Consider the following 19,890-nt stretch of genomic DNA (forward strand, 5'->3'; position numbering starts at 1 on the left):
CGAGTAATTAATCGGAAGGTCATCTCCTGACCGAAAACAGCCTGTCCACATGCGTGCTGGCATTTCACAGACAAAAAAAAGCCACTCATCTGAGTGGCTTTTTTCTGAATCTTGGAGCGGGAAACGAGACTCGAACTCGCGACCCCGACCTTGGCAAGGTCGTGCTCTACCAACTGAGCTATTCCCGCGTCTTGGTGTGGCGCATTCTATAGACTCAGAATACGCCGTCAACCCTTTGATTCAAAAAAGTTTTATTTCGGGTCTACGTCGGTGCGCAGATGTGGCCAGGCGGCGCGCAGGTACTGGACCATTGACCACAGCGTCAGGCCTGCGGAGATCAGCAGGAGTGCATAGCCCAGCAACACCCAGAAATTGAAGTTGGCCGGGTTGCCCAGCAGGATCACCAGCGCCAGCATTTGCGCGGCAGTTTTCCATTTGCCAAGGTTCGAGACGGCGACTTGAGCGCGGGCGCCCAGTTCGGCCATCCATTCGCGCAGTGCCGATACGACGATTTCGCGACCGATGATCACTGCCGCCGGCAAGGTCAGCCAGAGGTTGCCGTGTTCCTGTACCAGCAGCACCAGGGCCACTGCGACCATCAGCTTGTCGGCCACGGGGTCCAGGAAGGCGCCGAAAGGCGTGCTCTGCTCCAGGCGTCGGGCCAGGTAACCGTCCAGCCAGTCAGTGGCGGCGGCGAAGGCGAAGACCGAGGCGGAGGCTACATAGCTCCAGTGGTACGGCAAATAGAACAACAAAATGAAGATCGGGATGAGCAGGACGCGGAGTACGGTAATCAGATTTGGGATATTCATCGGCACAACTGGCTGCGAGGTTGACGGGCATTCTACTCGCTATGCAGGCTTGCATAAATCGACTCAGCGAGCTTTTTACTGATACCGGGAGCTTTGGCTATCTCTTCGATGCTGGCACGAGACAGCTCCTGCAATCCACCAAAATGTTTCAATAGATCGCGACGTCGCGTTGGCCCGACCCCTGCCACCCCTTCCAGCGTCGATGTGCGGCGGGTCTTGCCCCGGCGAGCGCGGTGTCCGGTGATGGCAAAACGGTGAGCTTCGTCACGGATCTGCTGGATCAGGTGCAACGCCGGGGAATCCCCTTTCAGGGTGAACTCATGGGCCGCATCGTTCAGGTACAAGGTTTCGAAACCGGCCTTGCGGGTTGCACCCTTGGCCACGCCCAGCAGAATCAGGTCGGGGACCATCAGCTCATTCAATACGTCACGGGCCATGGACAGTTGGCCTTTGCCGCCGTCCACCAGCAGGATGTCCGGCAGCTTGCCCTCCCCGTCCTTGAGCTTGCCGAACCGGCGCATCAGCGCCTGATGCATCGCCGCATAGTCATCGCCCGGGGTCACGCCTTCGATGTTGTAGCGCCGGTAATCGGACTTGATCGGCCCCTCCGGACCAAACACCACACAAGACGCCACGGTCGCTTCGCCACTGGAATGGCTGATGTCGTAGCACTCCAGCCGCTGCGGCGGCTCGTCCAGGTTGAGGACGTCGGCCAGGGCATCGAACCGTGCCGCCACATGCTGGCGGTTAGCCAAGCGTGCGCCCAGGGCCTGTTCGGCGTTGGTCACGGCCAGTTGCTGCCAGCGTGCCCGGGTGCCACGCACGCGATGACTGATGGTCAGTTCACGACCACGAAGCTTGTCGATGGCCTCGACCAGGGCCGGGAAGTCATCGTGGACCACATTGACGATCAACTCGGCAGGCAGGTCGCGTTCCGGGCTGCTGATGTAGTACTGACCCAAAAACGCCGCCATGACTTCGGCGACGTCCTCCTCGATACCCACCTGGGGGAAGAAGTTCTTGCTGCCCAGTACCCGGCCGCCGCGCACGCTGATCAGGTGAACGCAGGCACCGCCCGGGTTGATGAACGCGGCGATCACGTCAACGTCGCCGCTGCCGCCTTCCATGCTCTGCTGATCTTGCACACGGCGCAGCAGTCCGATCTGGTCGCGCAGCTCGGCGGCCCGCTCGAATTCAAGGTTGACCGCCGCATCTTCCATCGCCGCTGACAGCTCATCGGTCAAGGCATTGCTACGCCCCTCAAGAAACATCACCGAGTGCCGCACGTCTTCGGCGTAGACCTCTGGCTCGACAAACCCGACACACGGCGCCTTGCAGCGCTTGATCTGGTATTGCAGGCAGGGTCGGGTACGGTTCTTGTAATAGCTGTCTTCGCATTGGCGAACGAAGAAGGTCTTCTGCAGCAGACTGAGGCTTTCACGGATCGCCCCGGCGCTGGGGTAAGGACCGAAATACCGGCCCTTGGCCTTCTTGGCCCCGCGGTGAATGCTCAGGCGCGGAAATGCCCCGTCCGACAGAAACACGTACGGGTAGGACTTATCGTCCCGCAGCAGAATATTGTACGGCGGCCGCCATTCCTTGATCAGCGTCTGCTCGAGCAGCAAGGCCTCGGTTTCATTGGCGGTGATGGTGGTTTCGACTTGCGCGATGCGCCCCACCAGGGCGGCGGTCTTTGGTGCGAGGCCGGTTTTACGAAAGTAGCTGGCCAGACGCTTCTTGAGGTTCTTGGCCTTGCCGACGTAAAGCAGGCGCGCATCGCTGTCGAACATGCGGTAGACGCCTGGGCGACCGCTGCATGTGGACAGGAAAGCACTTGGATCAAACAGTTCAGTCATTATCAGGCGCTGGCATCGACCATGCCGTGGCGCACCGCCAGCAGCGTCAACTCGACATCGCTGCTGATCGACAGCTTCTCGAAGATTCGGTAACGGTAGGTGTTGACGGTTTTAGGTGACAAGCACAGCTTATCGGAGATGATCTGCACCTTTTGGCAACCGACAATCATCAAGGCAATCTGGATTTCCCGCTCCGATAGCGCATCGAAGGGCGACTCATTGGTCGGCTGGAACGACTTGATTGCCAACTGCTGGGCAATTTGCGGGCTGATGTAACGCTGACCGGCAAACACCAGGCGAATGGCCTGGACCATCTCGTTCAGACCGGCGCCCTTGGTGAGATAACCCGCAGCGCCCGCCTGCAACAACCGGGTCGGGAACGGATCTTCTTCACACACGGTCACCGCGACCACCTTGATGTCCGGGTGGCTGCGCAGCAGTTTACGCGTGGCTTCAAGACCGCCGATGCCTGGCATCTTGACGTCCATCAGTACCACGTCGGGTTTCAGTTCACGCGCCTTGATAAGGGACTCTTCCCCGGATTCAGCCTGACCAACTACCTGCAGACCGTCAATATCAGCCAGCATTCGTGTAATGCCCGTACGGACGAGATCATGGTCGTCGACCACTAACACCCTAATCAAGCAGACACCTCACGATTTGGTCTTATTTGGGTTGCCCAACACCTTAGCAAAAACCATCCGACAGACCTAGCGCAAAGGGACATATAAAAGTTACAGCGCATCTTTCAGAGGCGCACGCTGCGCGGCCTCAAGCCCTGGCGTCCCGCTCCATCCTCAGGAAACATTCATCCTCGCCGACCACCCGCAAGCCCAGGCGCTCGTAGAGCACCCTGGCCGGATTGTTCTTGAAAACCGTCAGGCGCAGGGCCGGGCGTCGCTCCTGCGCTACCATGTCCCAAACCTGACCGATCGCCCAAGTGCCGGCACCCTGCCCCCGAAACGCCTCGGCAACCTGTAGCTCCCGGATATACAACGCCCGCGCATCACGACTGAGGCTGACAAAACCCAGCGCTTGCCCCTCGCGGCAGATGATCCAGTTCTGGCGAATGATCCAGGCCAGATCGAATGCTTCGTCCTGCCATAACAAATCGTGCTGCAAGTAATAGGGCAGCATGTTGACGCACGTCAGTTGCCGGGCAAAAGCGATGTCCTCGGCCGTTGCCGCTCGCCACTGGAAATTCATGTGTACCTCGTCAAAGCGTTGTCGCCCCTTCGACTGGGCTCGACCAAGGCCAAAAGAAAGTGCAAGCCCAAAGTTTGTCACAAAACCCACCGGACTCCAGCCAGGATGAACAATCACATACCCACGATAGAATTTTCTGATTGAACCGGCCCGCCCTGCTCGAGTAAGCTCAGGTCCATTCATCGGAGACAGACCATGTTCAACGCCCTCGCATCGCTTCAAACCGTCAGCGCCCAGCGCTCGGTTGCGGCTGCCCGGGCGAACAGTGTTCAGACTCCGGTCAGCTTTTATTTTGGGTATTGGTTTAGCCACTGGCGCGCCTGATACCCAACCGGCGCCCAATTTAAACGGGTCGCCTTCCAGAGTTTTCTAACCCCCGGTCGGCCTCCCGACCGGGGGTTTTGTTTTTTTCAGCCCCGCACATTTTTTGCGACACCCGACAAACTTGAGGATTGAGCCATGAACTACACCACTTATTACCGTTACGACAGTTTTTCCGCCTGGCGATTTACCAGTCACCGCTCGGGCCAGCCTGCCGCCTCCGATCGGTCACCTACCGGTGGCAAGCCTCAGTTGCGGGCCAATACGGCCAATTGTCGAACACCCCAATAGGGCCGGCGCGCGGGAATGAACCCGCTGTCCGCCCAGGAAACCAGATCATGAATTCGTCCGTCTCTGCTTTGCCGCTGTCCACGCTCAACTCCGCCAATGAAGCCCTGACCCTGCGTCTACCCAGCTCATTGCAGCTCAAGCAACAGTTGCCCCTCAGCTCGGCACTGAGCCAACAGGTCAATGCCCATCGCCAGGCAATCCGCGCCATCCTCGACGGCGAGGACTCCCGTCTATTGGTGATTGTCGGCCCCTGCTCCATCCACGATCCGAAATCGGCCCTCGAATACGCCGCCAACCTCGCTCGCCTGGCCCATGAAGTCAGCGACAGCATGCTGCTGGTGATGCGCGCCTACGTGGAAAAACCCCGCACGACCGTAGGCTGGAAAGGCCTGGCTTACGACCCTGGCCTGGATGGCAGCGATGACATGGCCGCCGGCCTGACGCTGTCGCGAGAGTTGATGCGCGAGATGCTCCAGCTTGGCCTGCCTGTGGCCACCGAACTGCTGCAACCCATGGCCGCCAACTACTTCGATGACCTGCTCAGCTGGGTTGCCATCGGCGCGCGTACCACCGAATCGCAGATCCACCGGGAGATGGCCAGCGGCCTGGGCATGCCGGTCGGTTTCAAGAACGGCACGGACGGCGGCGTGGGCATCGCCTGCGATGCCATGCGCTCGGCAGCCCATCCTCATCGGCATTTCGGCGTCGACAGCCAGGGGCATCCGGCGATCATCCAGACCCAAGGCAACCCCGACACTCACCTGGTGTTGCGCGGCGGCCATCGCGGGCCGAACTATGACCGCCAGAGCGTCGCACAGATTCACAATGACCTGACCCGCCTGAAAATACCGGCCCGGATCATGGTCGATTGCAGCCACGCCAACAGCAGCAAAGACCCGCTGCGTCAGCCGCAGGTGTTCAACGATGTCCTGGAGCAGCGCCTGCAAGGAAACCGCTGCCTCATCGGCATGATGCTGGAAAGCCACCTGTTCGAAGGTTGCCAGTCGTTGAGCCCGTCGCTGCGTTACGGCGTATCGGTGACCGATGGCTGCCTGGGTTGGGCGTCCACCGAGCATTTGCTGCGTCAGGCCCATCATCAGTTGCTGGCCTGAATCCCGAAAGCGCCCTCCCCAGCGAGGGCGCTTAGCTTTGCGTCTCGCCGCGAACCTGAACAGTGACCCATTGCGACTGCTGGCTCACGTCGTCCAGGCGCTCGACCTGATAAAACAGGCGCACCGATCTACCGCGCTGCTCTTTCCAGAACGCCGCAGGCACCACAAAGGTCAGCGATTGACCTGCCGTAGCCTCGGTGATTTCGCGCTCGGAGACATGAAAGGAGTTCCCGTTGCACTGCAACCAGACCAGTTCGCCGGCCTCGAGTCCGGCACCGTCGATGACGACAGTCACCCCTTCCTGAAGACCGTCGATATCCAGCTCCCCCTCACTCAACCCCAGGAGCCGGGGCGCTTTCAGCGCCGGCCGTAGCAAAGGACCTATGTGCAACGACAAGGGCTCGGCACGGCGCACTGAATGTCCGCGCCTGATGGTGTAGGTCAGGGTCAGGCCATGGCCCATATGAGGGGCGATCAGCGAATGATCAATCCAGAGCGATACCTCGCGGCCCACGGCATGAGCTTCGATATCCAGCACATCGCGCCAAAGGGCCTTGGAATCCTTGCTGGCTATCAGGATCAGTCGATCGCCGACGGCCATTCTGGAATAGGGCCTGATGGTCACACGCGTTCCTTCAGGTACCCGCGCCGGATCCAGACTGCCACCGACCGCATCGTTGGCAACGGCTGCCGGTAGCTGCAAGGCTACATCGCCGATGTCCAGTTGCAGGGGCTGAGACACCAGCGTGGCCGGTAACCGTCTGCCCGTCACTTGGTAGGAGATCTCCAGCGAGCCGCCATCCAGCTCGGCGATATGGGGCTCGCGCACGACAAACACGACGTCTCGTCCCACGTGCCGCTCAGTGATGAACCTTCGTACTTCATGCCGGTAGGGTTCGGTGTCTGAATTGAGTCCGTGCCAGAACAGCCGCACTTCATCTCCGCATGCCATCATCGGATAAGGCTTAATCGTGATGACAGTCTTGCGCCAGGCGGGGTTGATCACCCCTCCCTTGGCCGCTGCCAGAGACGGTGCCGGCAATTTCGTCAGGGGTGCGAGCCGGGCTCGCGAGGCAGATGGGTAAGTGGTCATACATGGGCTCCAGTCCTTGGATGAAGGCACCGCTTTCACCTAACGGCGCCCGATGAAACCATTAAACCTCGACCGCCCCGAACCTACAGTCAGATAAGACGACCACAAGAGTGGTCTCGTGCCCATAAACCTGTAGCTGCAAACTCCGGGGGCTATCGGAAGCCTCCCGATACGTTCGGCTCCGTCCTGCTTCATGTCCGCCTCTTCCCACTTCTTTTATTCCGCTTTCAACAGGTTACTGCGGTTTCTTCCTACACCGCCCATCGCGAGCCTGCATTAGAGTGAGGTCGCGAATTCAACACGAACCTCTTCGAAAAAGGTACGAACATGCAACGGAATGCAACCACTCAATTTCCCATCCTGCTGGTCCATGGGTTGTTCGGGTTTGACCGGGTCGGCGGCTTCGAACTTTTCCACGGGATCAAACAGGCATTACGCGCCGCGGGTGCCCGGGTGTTCATCCCTTATTTGTCGGCAACACATTCCAATGAAGCGCGTGGCGAGCAATTGCTGGCTCAGATCGATCGGATCCTGAGCGGAACCGGCACCTCCAGGGTCAACCTGATCGGTCACAGCCAGGGCGCGCTGGCCGCCCGATACGCCGGTGCCATTGCCCCCGACAGGGTGGCCTCGGTGACCTCGGTCAGCGGCCCCAATCACGGCTCCGAACTGATTGATTTCCTGTACAAGGCCCTCACCCCGGGGCGCCTTCCAGAGCATGTGGCAAGTAAAGTGGCCACGCTTTTTGCAGACTTCATCTCGTTGCTGGGCGGCGAGGCGCAACTGCCGCACGCGGCCATCGCAGCACTGGCGGCGCTGACCACCGAAGGCGTAGGCGCGTTCAATGACAAATACCCCCAGGGCCTGCCCAAACACTGGGGCGGCAACGGAGCCCAAAGGGTCAACGGGGTACGCTACTACTCATGGAGCGGCACATTGCCGGACTGCGAGAAAGGAGCATTCAATACGATGGACCCTCTGCAGGGTTTCTGCCGGGCCTTTTCCGAGTACTTCATCACCGAAGCCGGGCAGAACGACGGCCTGGTGGGACGCTTCAGCTCGCACCTGGGCAAGGTCATTCGCTCTGACTATCCCCTGGACCACATGGACGCGATCAACCAGACAGCCGGTTGCAGCCGCAAGGGTACAGACCCGGTGGAGCTTTACGTGCGCCACGCCGAACGCCTGCGCAAAGCCGGCCTTTGATCGACAGACTCAAGGTTTTGACGCATTTTTGACAACAACCGGTCAGTGATTCCGGTAGGCTCAACACCTTTAAAGCTATTGAAAGGAATTTTACCCATGGCCAAAGCCACTGCCCGCCACATCCTGGTTTCCAGCGAAGAAAAGTGCAACGAACTCAAGGCCCAGATCGAAGCGGGCGCCGATTTCGCTGAAGTCGCCAAGACCAACTCCTCGTGCCCGTCCAGCCGTCAGGGCGGCGACCTGGGTTCGTTCGGTCCAGGCCAGATGGTCAAGGAATTCGACACCGTGGTCTTCAGCGCTCCGATCAATGTGGTGCAGGGTCCGGTCAAGACCCAGTTCGGCTATCACCTGCTGGAAGTGACCAGCCGCCAGGACTGATCCCGGTTTATCGACATAACGGCCCGCCCTTCGGTGGGCCGTTGTGTTTGTGTCAGACCAAGGGGCTAGCGATCAAGGCGTAGCTCGCGTACAAATCGTGGTCATCTATCACCCGGCTTTAAGGCTGACAATGCGACTGGCGTTCCCTTCACTGCTGTTCACTGCCGTGGTCCTGCTGACAGGTGCCGCCGGTGTGGATGCCACACCGCAACATGCCCTGACGGTGTATGGCGAACCGGCCAAGTACCCCCCAGGCTTCAGCCACTTCGCCTATGCCAATCCCCAGGCCCCCAAAGGCGGCACTATGCGCCGCTCGGCCATCGAGATCGGCCATTTCGACCACGTCCTGCCCTACATCGACAAAGGCATCGGCGTCAGCCAGATCGACGGAATGCTGTATTCGCCGCTGGCTCAGCGCTCGCTGGACGAACCCTACACCGTCTATGGCCTGGTGGCGCAGAAGATGGAACGCGCCGACGATGGCCTGTCCTTGCGCTTCTACCTCAATCCCAAGGCCCGGTTTGCCGATGGCAAGCCCATCACCGCCGAGGACGTGCGCTACAGCTTCGAGCTGTTGATGACCCAGGGCAGCCTGCGGTATCGCACCCAGTTCGCCGCCGTCAAAGGCGTCGAAGTGGAATCCAAGCGCACCGTTCGCTTCGACTTCAAGAACAATGAAAGCCGCACCCTGCCCCTGGACATCGCCACACTGCCGGTCTTTCCCGAGCACTGGTGGAAAACCCGCGACTTTGCCAGTGGAGGTGGCTACGAAGCACCACTGGGCAGTGGCCCCTATCGGGTGGGCCGGATCGACTCGGGACGCAGCATCACCTTCGAGCGCAACCCCAACTGGTGGGGCAAGGATCTGCCGGTCAGTCGCGGGCTCTACAATTTCGACCATTTCAGCATCGAGTATTTCGGTGATACCGATGTGGCGCGGCAGGTCTTGCGTGGCGGCGCCTACGACTACAATCGCGAGTTCTCCGCCACTGGCTATTCCATTGGCTATGACAGTCCGGCCCTGCATGATGGTCGCCTGCAAAAGGCCCACCTGGCCACCGAGGCGCCCCAGACGGCCCAGGGCTTTGTGTTCAACCTGCAAAAACCGCAGTTCCAGGATCGGCGTGTCCGCCAGGCCCTGGCCATGCTCTGGGATTTCGAGTGGAGCAACCGCCAGATGATGCGCAACCTCTATGTGCGCCAGCAGAGCTTTTTCTCCAACACCGACCTCGCCGCCCGGCAACTGCCCGATGCCGATGAGCTGGCGATTCTCGAACCGTTGCGAGGGAAAGTACCCGAGGAAGTCTTCACCCGGGTATTCCACGCGCCGAAAACCGACGGCAGCGGCGTGATCCGCGACAAACAACTGCAAGCCCTGGCACTGCTGCAACAGGCCGGCTGGAAACCCGATGGCGACCGCCTGGTGAATGCCGACGGTGAACCGCTGAGTTTCACCTTCCTGATCAGTCAGAACGGCCTCGAACGGCTGTTGCTGCCCTACAAGCGCACGCTAAAACAGATCGGAATCGACATGAACATCCGGCGCATCGACGCCTCCCAATACGTCAACCGCCTGATGAGTCGCGACTACGACATGATCATCACCGGCTACCCCGTCAGCACCTCGCCGGGCATGGAGCTCTACAACTACTTCGGCTCGGCGGCGGCCAACGATCCGGGCGCGAACAATTACATGGCCCTGCAAAATCCTGCGGTCGACAGCCTGATCGACGGCCTGGTCAAAGCCACCACCCAGGGCGACATGCTCCGCCATGCCCACGCCCTGGACCGCGTGCTGCAATGGAATTACTACTGGATCCCCAACTATTACCCGCCGGGCAGCTCCACCGTCTGGTGGAACCGTTTTGGTCGACCCAAAGTGCAGGCCAGCAATGACGAAGCCATCGAGAGCTGGTGGGAAATGAGCACCACGCCGCTGACCAACGAGCAGATGGCCGCCGAACGCCTCAAGCGCGGCGCCCCTGGAGGGCGGCATTGATGTGGGCCTATATCGCGCGGCGCTTGCTGCTGATCATCCCCACGCTGGTGATCATCCTGCTGGTGAACTTCGTCATCGTCCAGGCTGCTCCGGGCGGGCCGGTGGAACAGGCCATCGCCCAGTTGCAAGGCATCGGCGGCGCCAGCGTCGGCAGTTCGGGCAATGCCATGACCGGCAGTTCGCGAGCCAGTCGCGGCCTCGACCCACAGCTGATCAAGGACATCGAAAAACAATACGGCTTCGACAAACCGGCCCACGAGCGTTTGTGGTTGATGCTCAGCAACTACGCCCGACTGGACTTCGGCAAGAGCTTCTTTCGCGGCGCCACCGTGACCGACCTGATCCTGGAAAAGCTGCCGGTGACCATTTCCCTCGGGCTCTGGGCCACGCTGATCACCTATCTGGTGTCGATCCCCCTGGGCATCCGCAAGGCCGTGCGCCATGGTTCGGCCTTTGATGTATGGAGCAGCACAGCGATCATCATCGGCTATGCCATGCCGGCATTTCTGTTCGCCATGTTCCTGATCGTGATGTTTGCCGGCGGCACGTCGCTGAACTGGTTTCCGGTGCGCGGGCTGGTGTCGGACAACTTCGAGTCGCTGTCGACACTGGGCAAGATCACCGATTATTTCTGGCACCTGGTACTGCCGGTCACCTCGCTGGTGATCGGCGGCTTCGCCACCTTGACGATCCTGACCAAGAACTCGTTCCTCAATGAAATCACCCGCCAATACGTGGTCACCGCGCGAGCCAAGGGCATGAGCGAACGACGGGTGCTGTATGGCCACGTGTTCCGCAACGCGATGCTGCTGGTGGTGTCGGGGATTCCCCAGGCGTTCATCAGCGTGTTTTTCGCCGGTTCCTTGCTGATTGAGGTGATCTTTTCCCTCGATGGCCTGGGACGCATGAGTTACGAGGCCGCAGTGTCCCGTGACTATCCGGTGGTGTTCGGCTCACTGTTCATCTTCACGCTGTTCGGCTTGCTGATCAAACTCATCGGCGACCTGTGCTACACCCTGGTGGACCCGCGTATCGACTTCGCCGCGAGGAACGCCTGATGTTCAAGCTTTCTCCTTTGGGCCGTCGGCGTTTTGAGCGTTTCAAGAAGAATCGCCGGGGTTGGTGGTCGCTGTGGCTGTTCATCGGCCTGTTCATGCTGACCCTGGGCGGCGAATTGATCGCCAATGACAGGCCGCTGATGGTGAGTTACCAGGGGTCGCTGTATTTCCCGGTATTCAAGCGCTACACCGAACAGGAATTCGGTGGGCAGTTGCCGTTCCAGGCCGATTACCGCAGCAGCTACGTGCAGGATCTGATCCACAAGGACGGCGGCTGGCTGCTGTTTCCGCCGATCCCGTTCAGCGACGACACACCCAACTACGACCTGAACCAGCCAACCCCCAGCCCGCCCTCCCCAGTGAACTGGATGGGCACCGACGACCAGGCCCGGGACGTGCTGGCCCGGGTCATATTCGGGGCCCGGGTGTCGATCCTGTTCGCCCTGGCCCTGACGGCCATCAGCGCGCTGATCGGCATCACCGCCGGTGCGTTGCAGGGTTACTACGGCGGCTGGGTGGACCTGCTGGGGCAACGCCTGCTGGAGGTCTGGTCCGGGCTGCCGGTGCTTTATCTGCTGATTATTCTGTCCGGCTTCGTCGAGCCGAATTTCTGGTGGCTGCTGGGAATCATGGCGCTGTTTTCCTGGCTGGCCCTGGTGGACGTGGTGCGCGCCGAGTTCCTGCGCGGGCGCAACCTTGAATACGTCAAGGCCGCCAGAGCCCTGGGTCTGTCCGACCGCAAGGTGATCGTGCGGCATATCCTGCCCAACGCGATGAACGCCACCCTGAGTTATCTGCCGTTCATCCTCACCGGGGCGATTTCCACCCTCACCGCCCTGGACTTCCTCGGCTTCGGCATGCCGGCAGGCAGCGCGTCGCTGGGCGAACTGATCGGCCAGGGCAAGCAGAACCTGCAAGCGCCGTGGCTGGGCCTGACGGCATTCTTCACCCTGGCGCTGATTCTTTCTCTGCTGGTGTTTATTGGCGAGGCGTTGCGCGATGCGTTCGACCCTCGATCCTGATCCTGATCCACGGCCATGAAGCGGTACCCTGAGATGAGCGACAACCTGATCGAAATCCGCGACCTGAGCGTGGCCTTCAACGACCAAACCGTGGTGCGCAACCTGTGCCTGGACATCCGCCCCGGCGAATGCCTGGCCCTGGTGGGCGAGTCAGGCTGCGGCAAGTCGGTGACAGCCCATTCGATCCTGCAGCTACTGCCGCAAACCGGCAGCCGCACCACCGGCAGCATCCGCTATCGCGGCCAGGAACTGGTGGGCGCCGAGGCCAGGGTCCTGCGCGAACTGCGAGGGGACCGGATCGCGATGATCTTTCAGGAGCCCATGACCTCGCTGAACCCGCTGCACAGCGTCGAAAAGCAGATCGGCGAAACCCTCATGCTGCACAAGGGCCTGGGCGGCAAGGCGGCGCGCCAGCGCATTCTGGAGTTGCTGGCCCTGGTGGGCATTCAGAAACCCACCGAACGCCTCAAGGCCTACCCGCATCAACTCTCCGGCGGCCAACGACAGCGGGTGATGATTGCCATGGCCCTGGCCTGCGAACCGGAACTGTTGATTGCCGACGAACCGACCACCGCGCTCGACGTGACGGTGCAACGCAAGATTCTGCTGCTGCTCAAGTCCTTGCAGCAACGACTCGGCATGTCACTGCTGCTGATCAGCCACGACCTGAACCTGGTGCGCAGCATCGCGCAACGGGTGTGTGTGATGAAGGCCGGGGAAATTGTCGAACAGGCGCCCTGCGAAGCCCTCTTCAGCGCACCGAAACACCCCTACAGCTGCGAGCTGTTACGCGCCGAGCCGGAAGGTGAAGCGCTACCTCGAGACGAACGCGAGGAGGTGTTGCAAGTGCAGGATCTGCGGGTGAGCTTCGCCCTGGGTGGCGGGCTGTTCCAGCGCAAGGAATACTTGCGCGCCGTGGACGGTATCAGCCTGGACGTTCAGCGCGGCAAGACCCTGGGTATCGTCGGCGAATCCGGCTCCGGCAAGTCGACTCTCGGCCAGGCGATCCTGCGGCTGATCGAATCCGAAGGCAGCATCCGCTTCCAGGGACAAGCCCTCGATCAGCTGTCGCAGAAAGACCTGCGACCGTGGCGCAAGCAAATGCAGGTCGTGTTCCAGGACCCGTTCGGCAGCCTCAGCCCACGGATGTCGGTGCAGCAGATCATCAGCGAAGGCCTTGAGATCCACAACTCGTCCAGCTCCGAGCAATGCGAAGCACAAGTGATCAAGGCCCTCAAGGAAGTCGGCCTCGACCCCCAGAGCCGCCATCGCTACCCCCACGAATTCTCCGGCGGTCAGCGCCAGCGCATCGCCATCGCCCGTGCGCTGGTGCTCAAGCCGGCCCTGATCCTGCTGGACGAACCGACCTCAGCCCTGGACCGCACCGTGCAGAAGCAAGTGGTCACCCTGCTCCGTCATCTCCAGGAAAAGTACGACCTGACCTATCTGTTCATCAGCCATGACCTGGCCGTGGTTCGCGCCCTGGCCCATGACATGATCGTGATCAAGGACGGTAAGGTGGTGGAGCGCGGCGCCTGCCGTGACGTATTCGACTCGCCTCAACACCCCTATACCAAGGAGCTGTTGGCGGCGGCATTTGTGCAGTGAACCCTGATTCGCTCAGGCGCCACGTCGTTGATCCAGCGCTTGAGCGAATTCACCCATCACTTCCACAACCTGCTGCGCGCCTCGATGAATATCCAGAATGACAGTGCCCGCCTGGTTCGCCAGTTTCACGCCCTGCTCTGCCTTGAGCGTGCTCGATTGCATGCTGCTCACCGCTTGCCTGGCCAATTCGCGGTTCTTGGCGACGACCTGAGTGATGGCCACGGTTGACTGGCTTGTCCGTCGCGCCAGATTGCGCACCTCATCGGCCACCACCGCGAAGCCGCGCCCCTGCTCCCCAGCGCGAGCCGCTTCGATGGCGGCATTGAGGGCTAGCAGATTGGTCTGTTCGGCGATGCCGCGGATGGCGTCGACGATGCTGCCGATTTCCTCGGACTGCGCACTCAAGGCGCCTATCCCGGCAGACACCTGCAGAAGTTCATCAGCGATGCTTTGCACCACCGTGACGGTTTGCTGAACCACACACGTGCCCAGCCGGGTTTGCTCATCGGTCTGCCGGGACGTTTCGAAAGCAAGTCCGGCCGCTCTTGATTCGCTTTGGCGCTGCTCGACGTCGCGAGTGCTGTCGGTGGCGAATTTGACCACTCCATACAAACGCCCCTGGGCATCGTAGAGAGGATTGTAGGTCGCCTGCAGCCAGACAGTCGCGCCTCGATTGTCGACGCGTTCGAAAAGGCCGCTCTTGTACTCTCCGCGATTGAGCCCGGCCCAGAAGCCACGATAGGCTTCGCTCTGGACCTCGCTGGGCTTGCAGAAAATCCGGTGGTGCTGGCCCCGAATCTCTTGCAGGCGGTACCCCATGACGCTCATGAAATTGCCATTGGCATTGACGACCTGACCACTCAGATCAAATTCGATAACCGCCATGGAGCGGTCGATCGCTTGCATGAAGCTGGTTTCGGCCTGGGCGCGCAACACCCGCTCGTTGACATCGCGAACAAACATGATGATGCGCTGCACCCTTGCATGTTGATCCAGCACGGGGACACAGCTCGCTTGCACCCACAGCCAGCTTCCATCACGCCGCAAATGCAGAAACTGACCGTCGCCAGGGCAGCCCTGCCCCAGTTGCTGCCATAACGCTGAGCATTCGGCACTGCGTGAATAGGCAGGCTCACAAAACATCGAATAATGCTGACCGAGGGTTTCGCTGCGTGAATACCCCATCATGTGCAAAAAAGCCGGGCTGACCTCGAGTACCTCACCCGTCGGGGTAAACTCGATGATCGCCATGGCTTGATGCAAAGCCGTCCGTTCGGCTTCAAGAATGGCCTGTCTGGCCTGGGTTTCGTTCAAGGCGTCCTGATGCTTGCGAGTACGAATGAACATGGGTGGCGCTCCCGGTGGCGTTGAATGCGTGGCCGTCACAACACGAAGGCAGAGATGCCCATCGCTAGATAGCCGCCATTAAGCCACTATCCCGGGAATACTTGTACAATTTTTTTATTATGTATAACTATCAACAACCATTCCGATCTCTATGACACCACCCAAGCCAATCAGCACCAGCCCATTTTCCAATGCTTGCTATCGCGTAGTTCACGCCAGTCGAGCAGCGCAACACGACCGCTATACACAGCCTCAAGCTCAACCTGAACAGGCGTTCCCTGCTCATCACAGAGCAGTTGGGTAACGAGAAAATGCTTTTCCCGATCGGTGGGCTCGCAGGCCGTCCATTTGGAGAGCTTGAGCTTGTGAGGGTTGATTTTATTCATAAAAATGCGCCCATAAAAATGTACAAACATAAAACAACTGTACAACTTTATCAGACTGCCCACTACTGAGCAGATCAGCCGAGGCGCAGGGTTTGCCCTCGACGCGCGACACGCCATGGCAAAGAATGCGGGCGGAGTATTGCCGGGGCAGCCCCTCCCGGCATAATGCCGCTCCTTGGCAACCCCTTTGATCGGAGGATGCCGGCAAATCCCACCTTCTGGAAATGCCCGATGAACCCCACCGAAAACCTCAAGGATTACAAGCGCGTGCGCACGCTGGCGATCCGTTCGCTGTTCGAGATCATCGAACAGTCCAGCGAAGGTACGGTGATTGTCGACCGTGACGCGAACATCGTCTGGATGAACGAACGTTATGCCCGGCGCTTCGGCCTGAACTCGGCACAAGAAGCCATCGGCCGAGCGTGCGAGAGCGTGATCCCCGGCAGCCTGCTGCGCGAGGTGGTGCGCACGGGCCGGCCTATTCTGCTGGACATGCAGGACACGCCCAAAGAACCGCTGGTGGTGATGCGCCTGCCGATCCACGACAGCGCGGGCGCGGTGATCGGCGCCATCGGCTTTGCCTTGTTCGATGAACTGCGCAGCCTGTCGCCGATGCTCAAGCGCTACCTGAGCATGCAGGAAGAACTAGCCTCCACCCGCTCGCTGTTGCGGGCACGGCAGACCCGCTACAACTTCGCCCATTTCATCGGCACCAGTCGCGCCAGCCTGGAGGTCAAGCGTCGTGCCCGGCGCAGCGCCAGCGCCGATTCACCGGTGCTGCTGCTCGGCGAAACCGGGACCGGCAAGGAGCTGCTGGCCCAAGCGATCCACGGTGCTTCGCCGAGGGCGCACAAGGCCTTCGTCAGCATCAACAGCGCAGCAATCCCGGAGGCCCTGCTGGAAGCCGAGTTCTTCGGCACCGCCCCGGGCGCCTTCACCGGCGCCGACCGCAAAGGCCGCGCTGGCAAACTGCAGATCGCCCAGGGCGGCACACTGTTCCTCGATGAAATTGGCGACATGCCGCTGCCGCTGCAAAGCAAACTGCTGCGGGTCTTGCAGGAAAAAGAATACGAACCGGTGGGCTCCAACGAGGTACTGCAAAGCGACGTGCGGATCATCGCTGCCACGTCCATGGATCTGGAAGCGGCGATCAAACGCGGAGAGTTTCGCGCCGACCTGTATTACCGCCTCAACGTGTTGCCGATCCAGGTCCCGCCGCTGCGCGAACGCCTGGATGATTTGCCGGCCCTGAGCGAGGCGATCCTCGAAGAACTGCGCAGCCAGCACGAACTGAACCGCGACGCACTCGAGCTGCTGGCGCAGCACGCCTGGCCGGGCAACATCCGGGAGCTGCGCAATGTGCTGGAACGAACCGCGCTGCTCAGTGACGACCTGCTGCTCACTGCCGCCGATATTCGAGCGGCCATTGGGACGTTCACACCGGTCACCCGTACGTTGAATCCAGATCAGGCACCACTGCCGCAAGAAACCTTCAGCCAGGCCCGGGCACGATTCGACCGCCATTTGATTGAAACCACCCTGGCGCAGTGCGACGGCAAGGTGGTCGAAGCGGCCGAGCGATTGGGGCTGGGAAGATCCACCTTGTACAAGAAGATGGTGGCGCTGGGGATTGCAGAGTCTCAATAAAGAGACTCTAGTCTCTTTTTCTGGACGATCTCTTTTTTTGAGCGCTTCGCGCTCATCGCGAACAGGCTCGCTCCCACAGTGGACCGCACTTTCCCGACGAGCACGGTCGACCTGTGGGAGCGAGCCTGCTCGCGATGAGGCCAGCACAGCCCCTGAAAATCTCAAAATAGAGACAAAACCCTCGCGCCACCCCCATCGAAATCAATAATCCCCTTACATTTCAATTATTTACACACCTGGCACAAAACTCGCTAAAGCCCCTCCCACCGTTTCACCACAAAAATAACAATCCAGGAGACACACCATGAGTGTGATCATTGCCTTGGCAGCCCTCACGCTGCTGATGGTGGCCGCCTACCGTGGCTATAGCGTTATCCTTTTTGCCCCCATCGCCGCCCTCGGCGCCGTCCTGCTCACTGATCCTTCCGCCGTCGCGCCTGCCTTCACCGGGGTGTTCATGGAGAAGATGGTCGGCTTCATCAAACTGTATTTCCCGGTGTTCCTGCTCGGCGCGGTGTTCGGCAAGCTGATCGAGCTGTCGGGCTTCTCCCGCTCTATCGTTGCGGCGGCGATTCGCCTGCTGGGTACGCGCCAAGCCATGTTGGTGATCGTGCTGGTCTGTGCCCTGCTGACCTATGGCGGCGTGTCGCTGTTCGTCGTGGTGTTCGCGGTGTATCCGTTTGCCGCCGAGATGTTCCGCCAGAGCAATATTCCCAAGCGGCTGATCCCGGCCACCATTGCCCTTGGCGCGTTCTCGTTCACCATGGACGCCCTGCCCGGCACGCCGCAGATCCAGAACATCATCCCCAGCACCTTCTTCAACACCACCGCCTGGGCCGCCCCTTGGCTGGGTGTGATCGGCACGATCTTCGTGTTCAGCTTCGGCATGTTGTTCCTGCAACGCCAGCGCAACAAGGCCCAGCGCGCAGGCGAAGGCTACGGCACCGAGCTGCGCAACGAGCCGGAAACGGCCGAAGACATCAAGCTGCCCAATCCCTGGCTCGCCATTTCACCGCTGCTGGCGGTCGGGATCATGAACCTGCTGTTCACCCAGTGGATTCCCCAGTGGTATGGCAAGACCCACAGCCTGGCGTTGCCGGGTATGACCACGCCAGTGACCAGCGATATTGCCAAGCTCACGGCGATCTGGGCCGTGCAAGCCGCGTTGCTGGTGGGCATCCTTCTGGTGTTGCTGTTTGCCTTTAGCACCATTCGCAGCAAACTGGCCGAAGGCAGCAAGAGCGCGGTGGGCGGCGCGTTGCTGGCGGCGATGAACACCGCGTCTGAATATGGTTTTGGCGCGGTCATCGCCTCCTTGCCGGGTTTTCTGGTGCTGGCCGACTGGCTCAAGAACATCCCCAATCCGCTGGTCAATGAAGCCGTGACCGTGACCCTGCTGGCAGGCATCACCGGTTCTGCTTCGGGCGGCATGAGCATCGCCCTGGCAGCGATGTCCGAAACGTTCATCAGTGCCGCCAACGCCGCCAACATTCCCCTGGAAGTGCTGCACCGCGTCGCGTCCATGGCCAGCGGTGGCATGGACACCCTGCCCCACAATGGCGCGGTGATCACCCTGCTGGCGGTGACCGGCCTGACCCACCGTGAAGCTTACAAAGACATTTTCGGTATTACGCTGATCAAAACCCTCGCGGTTTTCGTGGTGATCGGTGTGTTCTACGCCACTGGCATTGTGTGAGGTTCTTATGACAACTCTTTCCGGCAAAACCGCCTTGGTCACCGGTTCTACCAGCGGTATCGGCTTGGGCATTGCCCTGAGCCTGGCCAAGGCCGGGGCTGACCTGATCCTCAACGGATTTGGCGATGCCTCGGCGGTGATCAATGAAGTCAAACAGTTCGGTGGCAAGGTCGGCCACCATCCGGCGGATGTCAGTGACCCGGCGCAGATCGCCGACATGCTCGCCTACGCCGAGCGGGAGTTCGGCGGCGTAGACATCCTGGTGAACAACGCGGGTATCCAGCACGTGGCCGCCGTGGAGGATTTTCCGGTGGAGCGCTGGGACTCGATCATCGCCATCAACCTGTCCTCGGTGTTCCATGCCACGCGCTTGAGCCTGCCGGGCATGCGTGCCAAGGGCTGGGGGCGGATCATCAACATCGCCTCGGTGCATGGCCAGGTCGGCTCGGTGGGCAAGGCGGCCTATGTCGCGGCCAAACACGGAGTGATTGGCCTGACCAAAGTGGTCGGTCTGGAAACCGCCACCAGTAACGTGACGTGCAACGCCATCTGCCCTGGCTGGGTGCTGACACCGCTGGTGCAGAAACAGATCGACGACCGCATTGCCACGGGCGTCGATCCGCAACAGGCGCAGCATGACCTGCTGGCCGAGAAGCAGCCTTCCCTGGAGTTCGTCACCCCGCCGCAACTGGGGGAACTGGTGCTGTTTCTGTGCAGCGAAGCCGGCAGCCAGGTACGCGGCGCGGCGTGGAATATTGATGGTGGGTGGTTGGCTCAGTGAATTTTTTGCGATCCCTTGTGGCGAGGGGATTTATCCCCGACTTGTGGGAGCAAGGCTTGCCCGCGATGAAC

Annotated in this window: 18 protein-coding genes and 1 tRNA gene; 11 read left to right on the forward strand and 8 right to left on the reverse strand. The window is 60.5% G+C overall.

All coding sequences use genetic code 11. From position 1 onward, the window contains the following. Positions 1-112: 112 nt before the first annotated feature. The 5 genes from AAIS01_RS17340 to AAIS01_RS17360 all read right to left on the reverse strand — a co-directional run bounded on the left by AAIS01_RS17340 (position 113) and on the right by AAIS01_RS17360 (position 3,874). A tRNA-Gly gene (locus AAIS01_RS17340) sits at positions 113-188 on the reverse strand. Between the two features lie 63 nt (positions 189-251). After that, positions 252-812, reverse strand: a complete 561-nt coding sequence (pgsA, locus tag AAIS01_RS17345; protein WP_047227859.1) for a CDP-diacylglycerol--glycerol-3-phosphate 3-phosphatidyltransferase — start codon at positions 810-812, stop codon at positions 252-254. Positions 813-844: 32 nt separating this feature from the next. Then, a complete protein-coding gene (gene uvrC, locus AAIS01_RS17350; RefSeq protein ID WP_092459228.1) occupies positions 845-2,668 on the reverse strand; it encodes an excinuclease ABC subunit UvrC in 1,824 nt (607 codons plus the stop codon). Between the two features lie 2 nt (positions 2,669-2,670). Continuing rightward, on the reverse strand, positions 2,671-3,312 hold the full coding sequence (gene gacA, locus AAIS01_RS17355) for a response regulator transcription factor GacA (RefSeq protein ID WP_024781217.1): 642 nt from the start codon (positions 3,310-3,312) through the stop codon (positions 2,671-2,673). 127 nt (positions 3,313-3,439) lie between these two features. Then, positions 3,440-3,874 (reverse strand): GNAT family N-acetyltransferase, encoded by a 435-nt coding sequence (locus AAIS01_RS17360; protein ID WP_343469930.1) that lies wholly within the window; start codon positions 3,872-3,874, stop codon positions 3,440-3,442. A gap of 459 nt (positions 3,875-4,333) precedes the next feature. On the opposite strand from AAIS01_RS17360, the gene AAIS01_RS17365 reads away from it, so the two are divergent. Both AAIS01_RS17365 and AAIS01_RS17370 read left to right on the forward strand, forming a co-directional pair. After that, a complete protein-coding gene (locus AAIS01_RS17365; RefSeq protein WP_214916938.1) occupies positions 4,334-4,486 on the forward strand; it encodes a hypothetical protein in 153 nt (50 codons plus the stop codon). A gap of 47 nt (positions 4,487-4,533) precedes the next feature. Next, entirely contained in the window at positions 4,534-5,598 is a 1,065-nt protein-coding gene (locus AAIS01_RS17370) for a 3-deoxy-7-phosphoheptulonate synthase (protein ID WP_343469931.1), read from the forward strand. Positions 5,599-5,629: 31 nt separating this feature from the next. On the opposite strand, the gene AAIS01_RS17375 is transcribed toward AAIS01_RS17370, so the two are convergent. Then, positions 5,630-6,691 (reverse strand): hypothetical protein, encoded by a 1,062-nt coding sequence (locus AAIS01_RS17375; RefSeq protein WP_343469932.1) that lies wholly within the window; start codon positions 6,689-6,691, stop codon positions 5,630-5,632. A gap of 327 nt (positions 6,692-7,018) precedes the next feature. On the opposite strand from AAIS01_RS17375, the gene AAIS01_RS17380 reads away from it, so the two are divergent. The 6 genes from AAIS01_RS17380 to AAIS01_RS17405 all read left to right on the forward strand — a co-directional run bounded on the left by AAIS01_RS17380 (position 7,019) and on the right by AAIS01_RS17405 (position 13,962). After that, positions 7,019-7,897, forward strand: a complete 879-nt coding sequence (locus tag AAIS01_RS17380) for an esterase/lipase family protein (RefSeq protein WP_343469933.1) — start codon at positions 7,019-7,021, stop codon at positions 7,895-7,897. 96 nt (positions 7,898-7,993) lie between these two features. Continuing rightward, positions 7,994-8,275 carry a peptidylprolyl isomerase gene (locus AAIS01_RS17385; RefSeq protein WP_092396109.1) on the forward strand — a complete coding sequence of 94 codons (282 nt, stop codon included), beginning with the start codon at positions 7,994-7,996 and terminating at the stop codon, positions 8,273-8,275. Positions 8,276-8,405: 130 nt separating this feature from the next. Next, on the forward strand, positions 8,406-10,274 hold the full coding sequence (locus AAIS01_RS17390; RefSeq protein ID WP_343469934.1) for an extracellular solute-binding protein: 1,869 nt from the start codon (positions 8,406-8,408) through the stop codon (positions 10,272-10,274). Further along, positions 10,274-11,332: a microcin C ABC transporter permease YejB gene (locus AAIS01_RS17395; RefSeq protein ID WP_092396105.1), complete on the forward strand. Its 1,059-nt coding sequence runs from the start codon at positions 10,274-10,276 to the stop codon at positions 11,330-11,332. Before AAIS01_RS17390 ends, AAIS01_RS17395 begins: the two co-directional genes overlap by 1 nt. After that, positions 11,332-12,354 carry an ABC transporter permease gene (locus tag AAIS01_RS17400; RefSeq protein WP_343469935.1) on the forward strand — a complete coding sequence of 341 codons (1,023 nt, stop codon included), beginning with the start codon at positions 11,332-11,334 and terminating at the stop codon, positions 12,352-12,354. Before AAIS01_RS17395 ends, AAIS01_RS17400 begins: the two co-directional genes overlap by 1 nt. Before the next feature lie 33 nt (positions 12,355-12,387). Continuing rightward, positions 12,388-13,962: an ABC transporter ATP-binding protein gene (locus tag AAIS01_RS17405; RefSeq protein WP_343469949.1), complete on the forward strand. Its 1,575-nt coding sequence runs from the start codon at positions 12,388-12,390 to the stop codon at positions 13,960-13,962. 12 nt (positions 13,963-13,974) lie between these two features. On the opposite strand, the gene AAIS01_RS17410 is transcribed toward AAIS01_RS17405, so the two are convergent. Then, positions 13,975-15,309 carry a methyl-accepting chemotaxis protein gene (locus AAIS01_RS17410; protein ID WP_343469936.1) on the reverse strand — a complete coding sequence of 445 codons (1,335 nt, stop codon included), beginning with the start codon at positions 15,307-15,309 and terminating at the stop codon, positions 13,975-13,977. Between the two features lie 170 nt (positions 15,310-15,479). Beyond that, positions 15,480-15,695 (reverse strand): TIGR02450 family Trp-rich protein, encoded by a 216-nt coding sequence (locus AAIS01_RS17415; protein ID WP_343469937.1) that lies wholly within the window; start codon positions 15,693-15,695, stop codon positions 15,480-15,482. Between the two features lie 231 nt (positions 15,696-15,926). Here AAIS01_RS17415 and AAIS01_RS17420 point away from each other — a divergent pair, with 231 nt between their 5' ends. The 3 genes from AAIS01_RS17420 to AAIS01_RS17430 all read left to right on the forward strand — a co-directional run bounded on the left by AAIS01_RS17420 (position 15,927) and on the right by AAIS01_RS17430 (position 19,819). Next, positions 15,927-17,342: a sigma-54 interaction domain-containing protein gene (locus AAIS01_RS17420; RefSeq protein ID WP_343469938.1), complete on the forward strand. Its 1,416-nt coding sequence runs from the start codon at positions 15,927-15,929 to the stop codon at positions 17,340-17,342. A 304-nt stretch (positions 17,343-17,646) separates the two neighbouring features. Further along, a complete protein-coding gene (locus AAIS01_RS17425; RefSeq protein ID WP_343469939.1) occupies positions 17,647-19,038 on the forward strand; it encodes a GntP family permease in 1,392 nt (463 codons plus the stop codon). Between the two features lie 7 nt (positions 19,039-19,045). Further along, on the forward strand, positions 19,046-19,819 hold the full coding sequence (locus AAIS01_RS17430) for a 3-hydroxybutyrate dehydrogenase (RefSeq protein WP_343469940.1): 774 nt from the start codon (positions 19,046-19,048) through the stop codon (positions 19,817-19,819). Positions 19,820-19,890: the final 71 nt, after the last annotated feature.

Origin of the sequence: Pseudomonas halotolerans (genome assembly GCF_039581215.1) — a bacterium.
Classification (GTDB): domain Bacteria; phylum Pseudomonadota; class Gammaproteobacteria; order Pseudomonadales; family Pseudomonadaceae; genus Aquipseudomonas; species Aquipseudomonas tehranensis.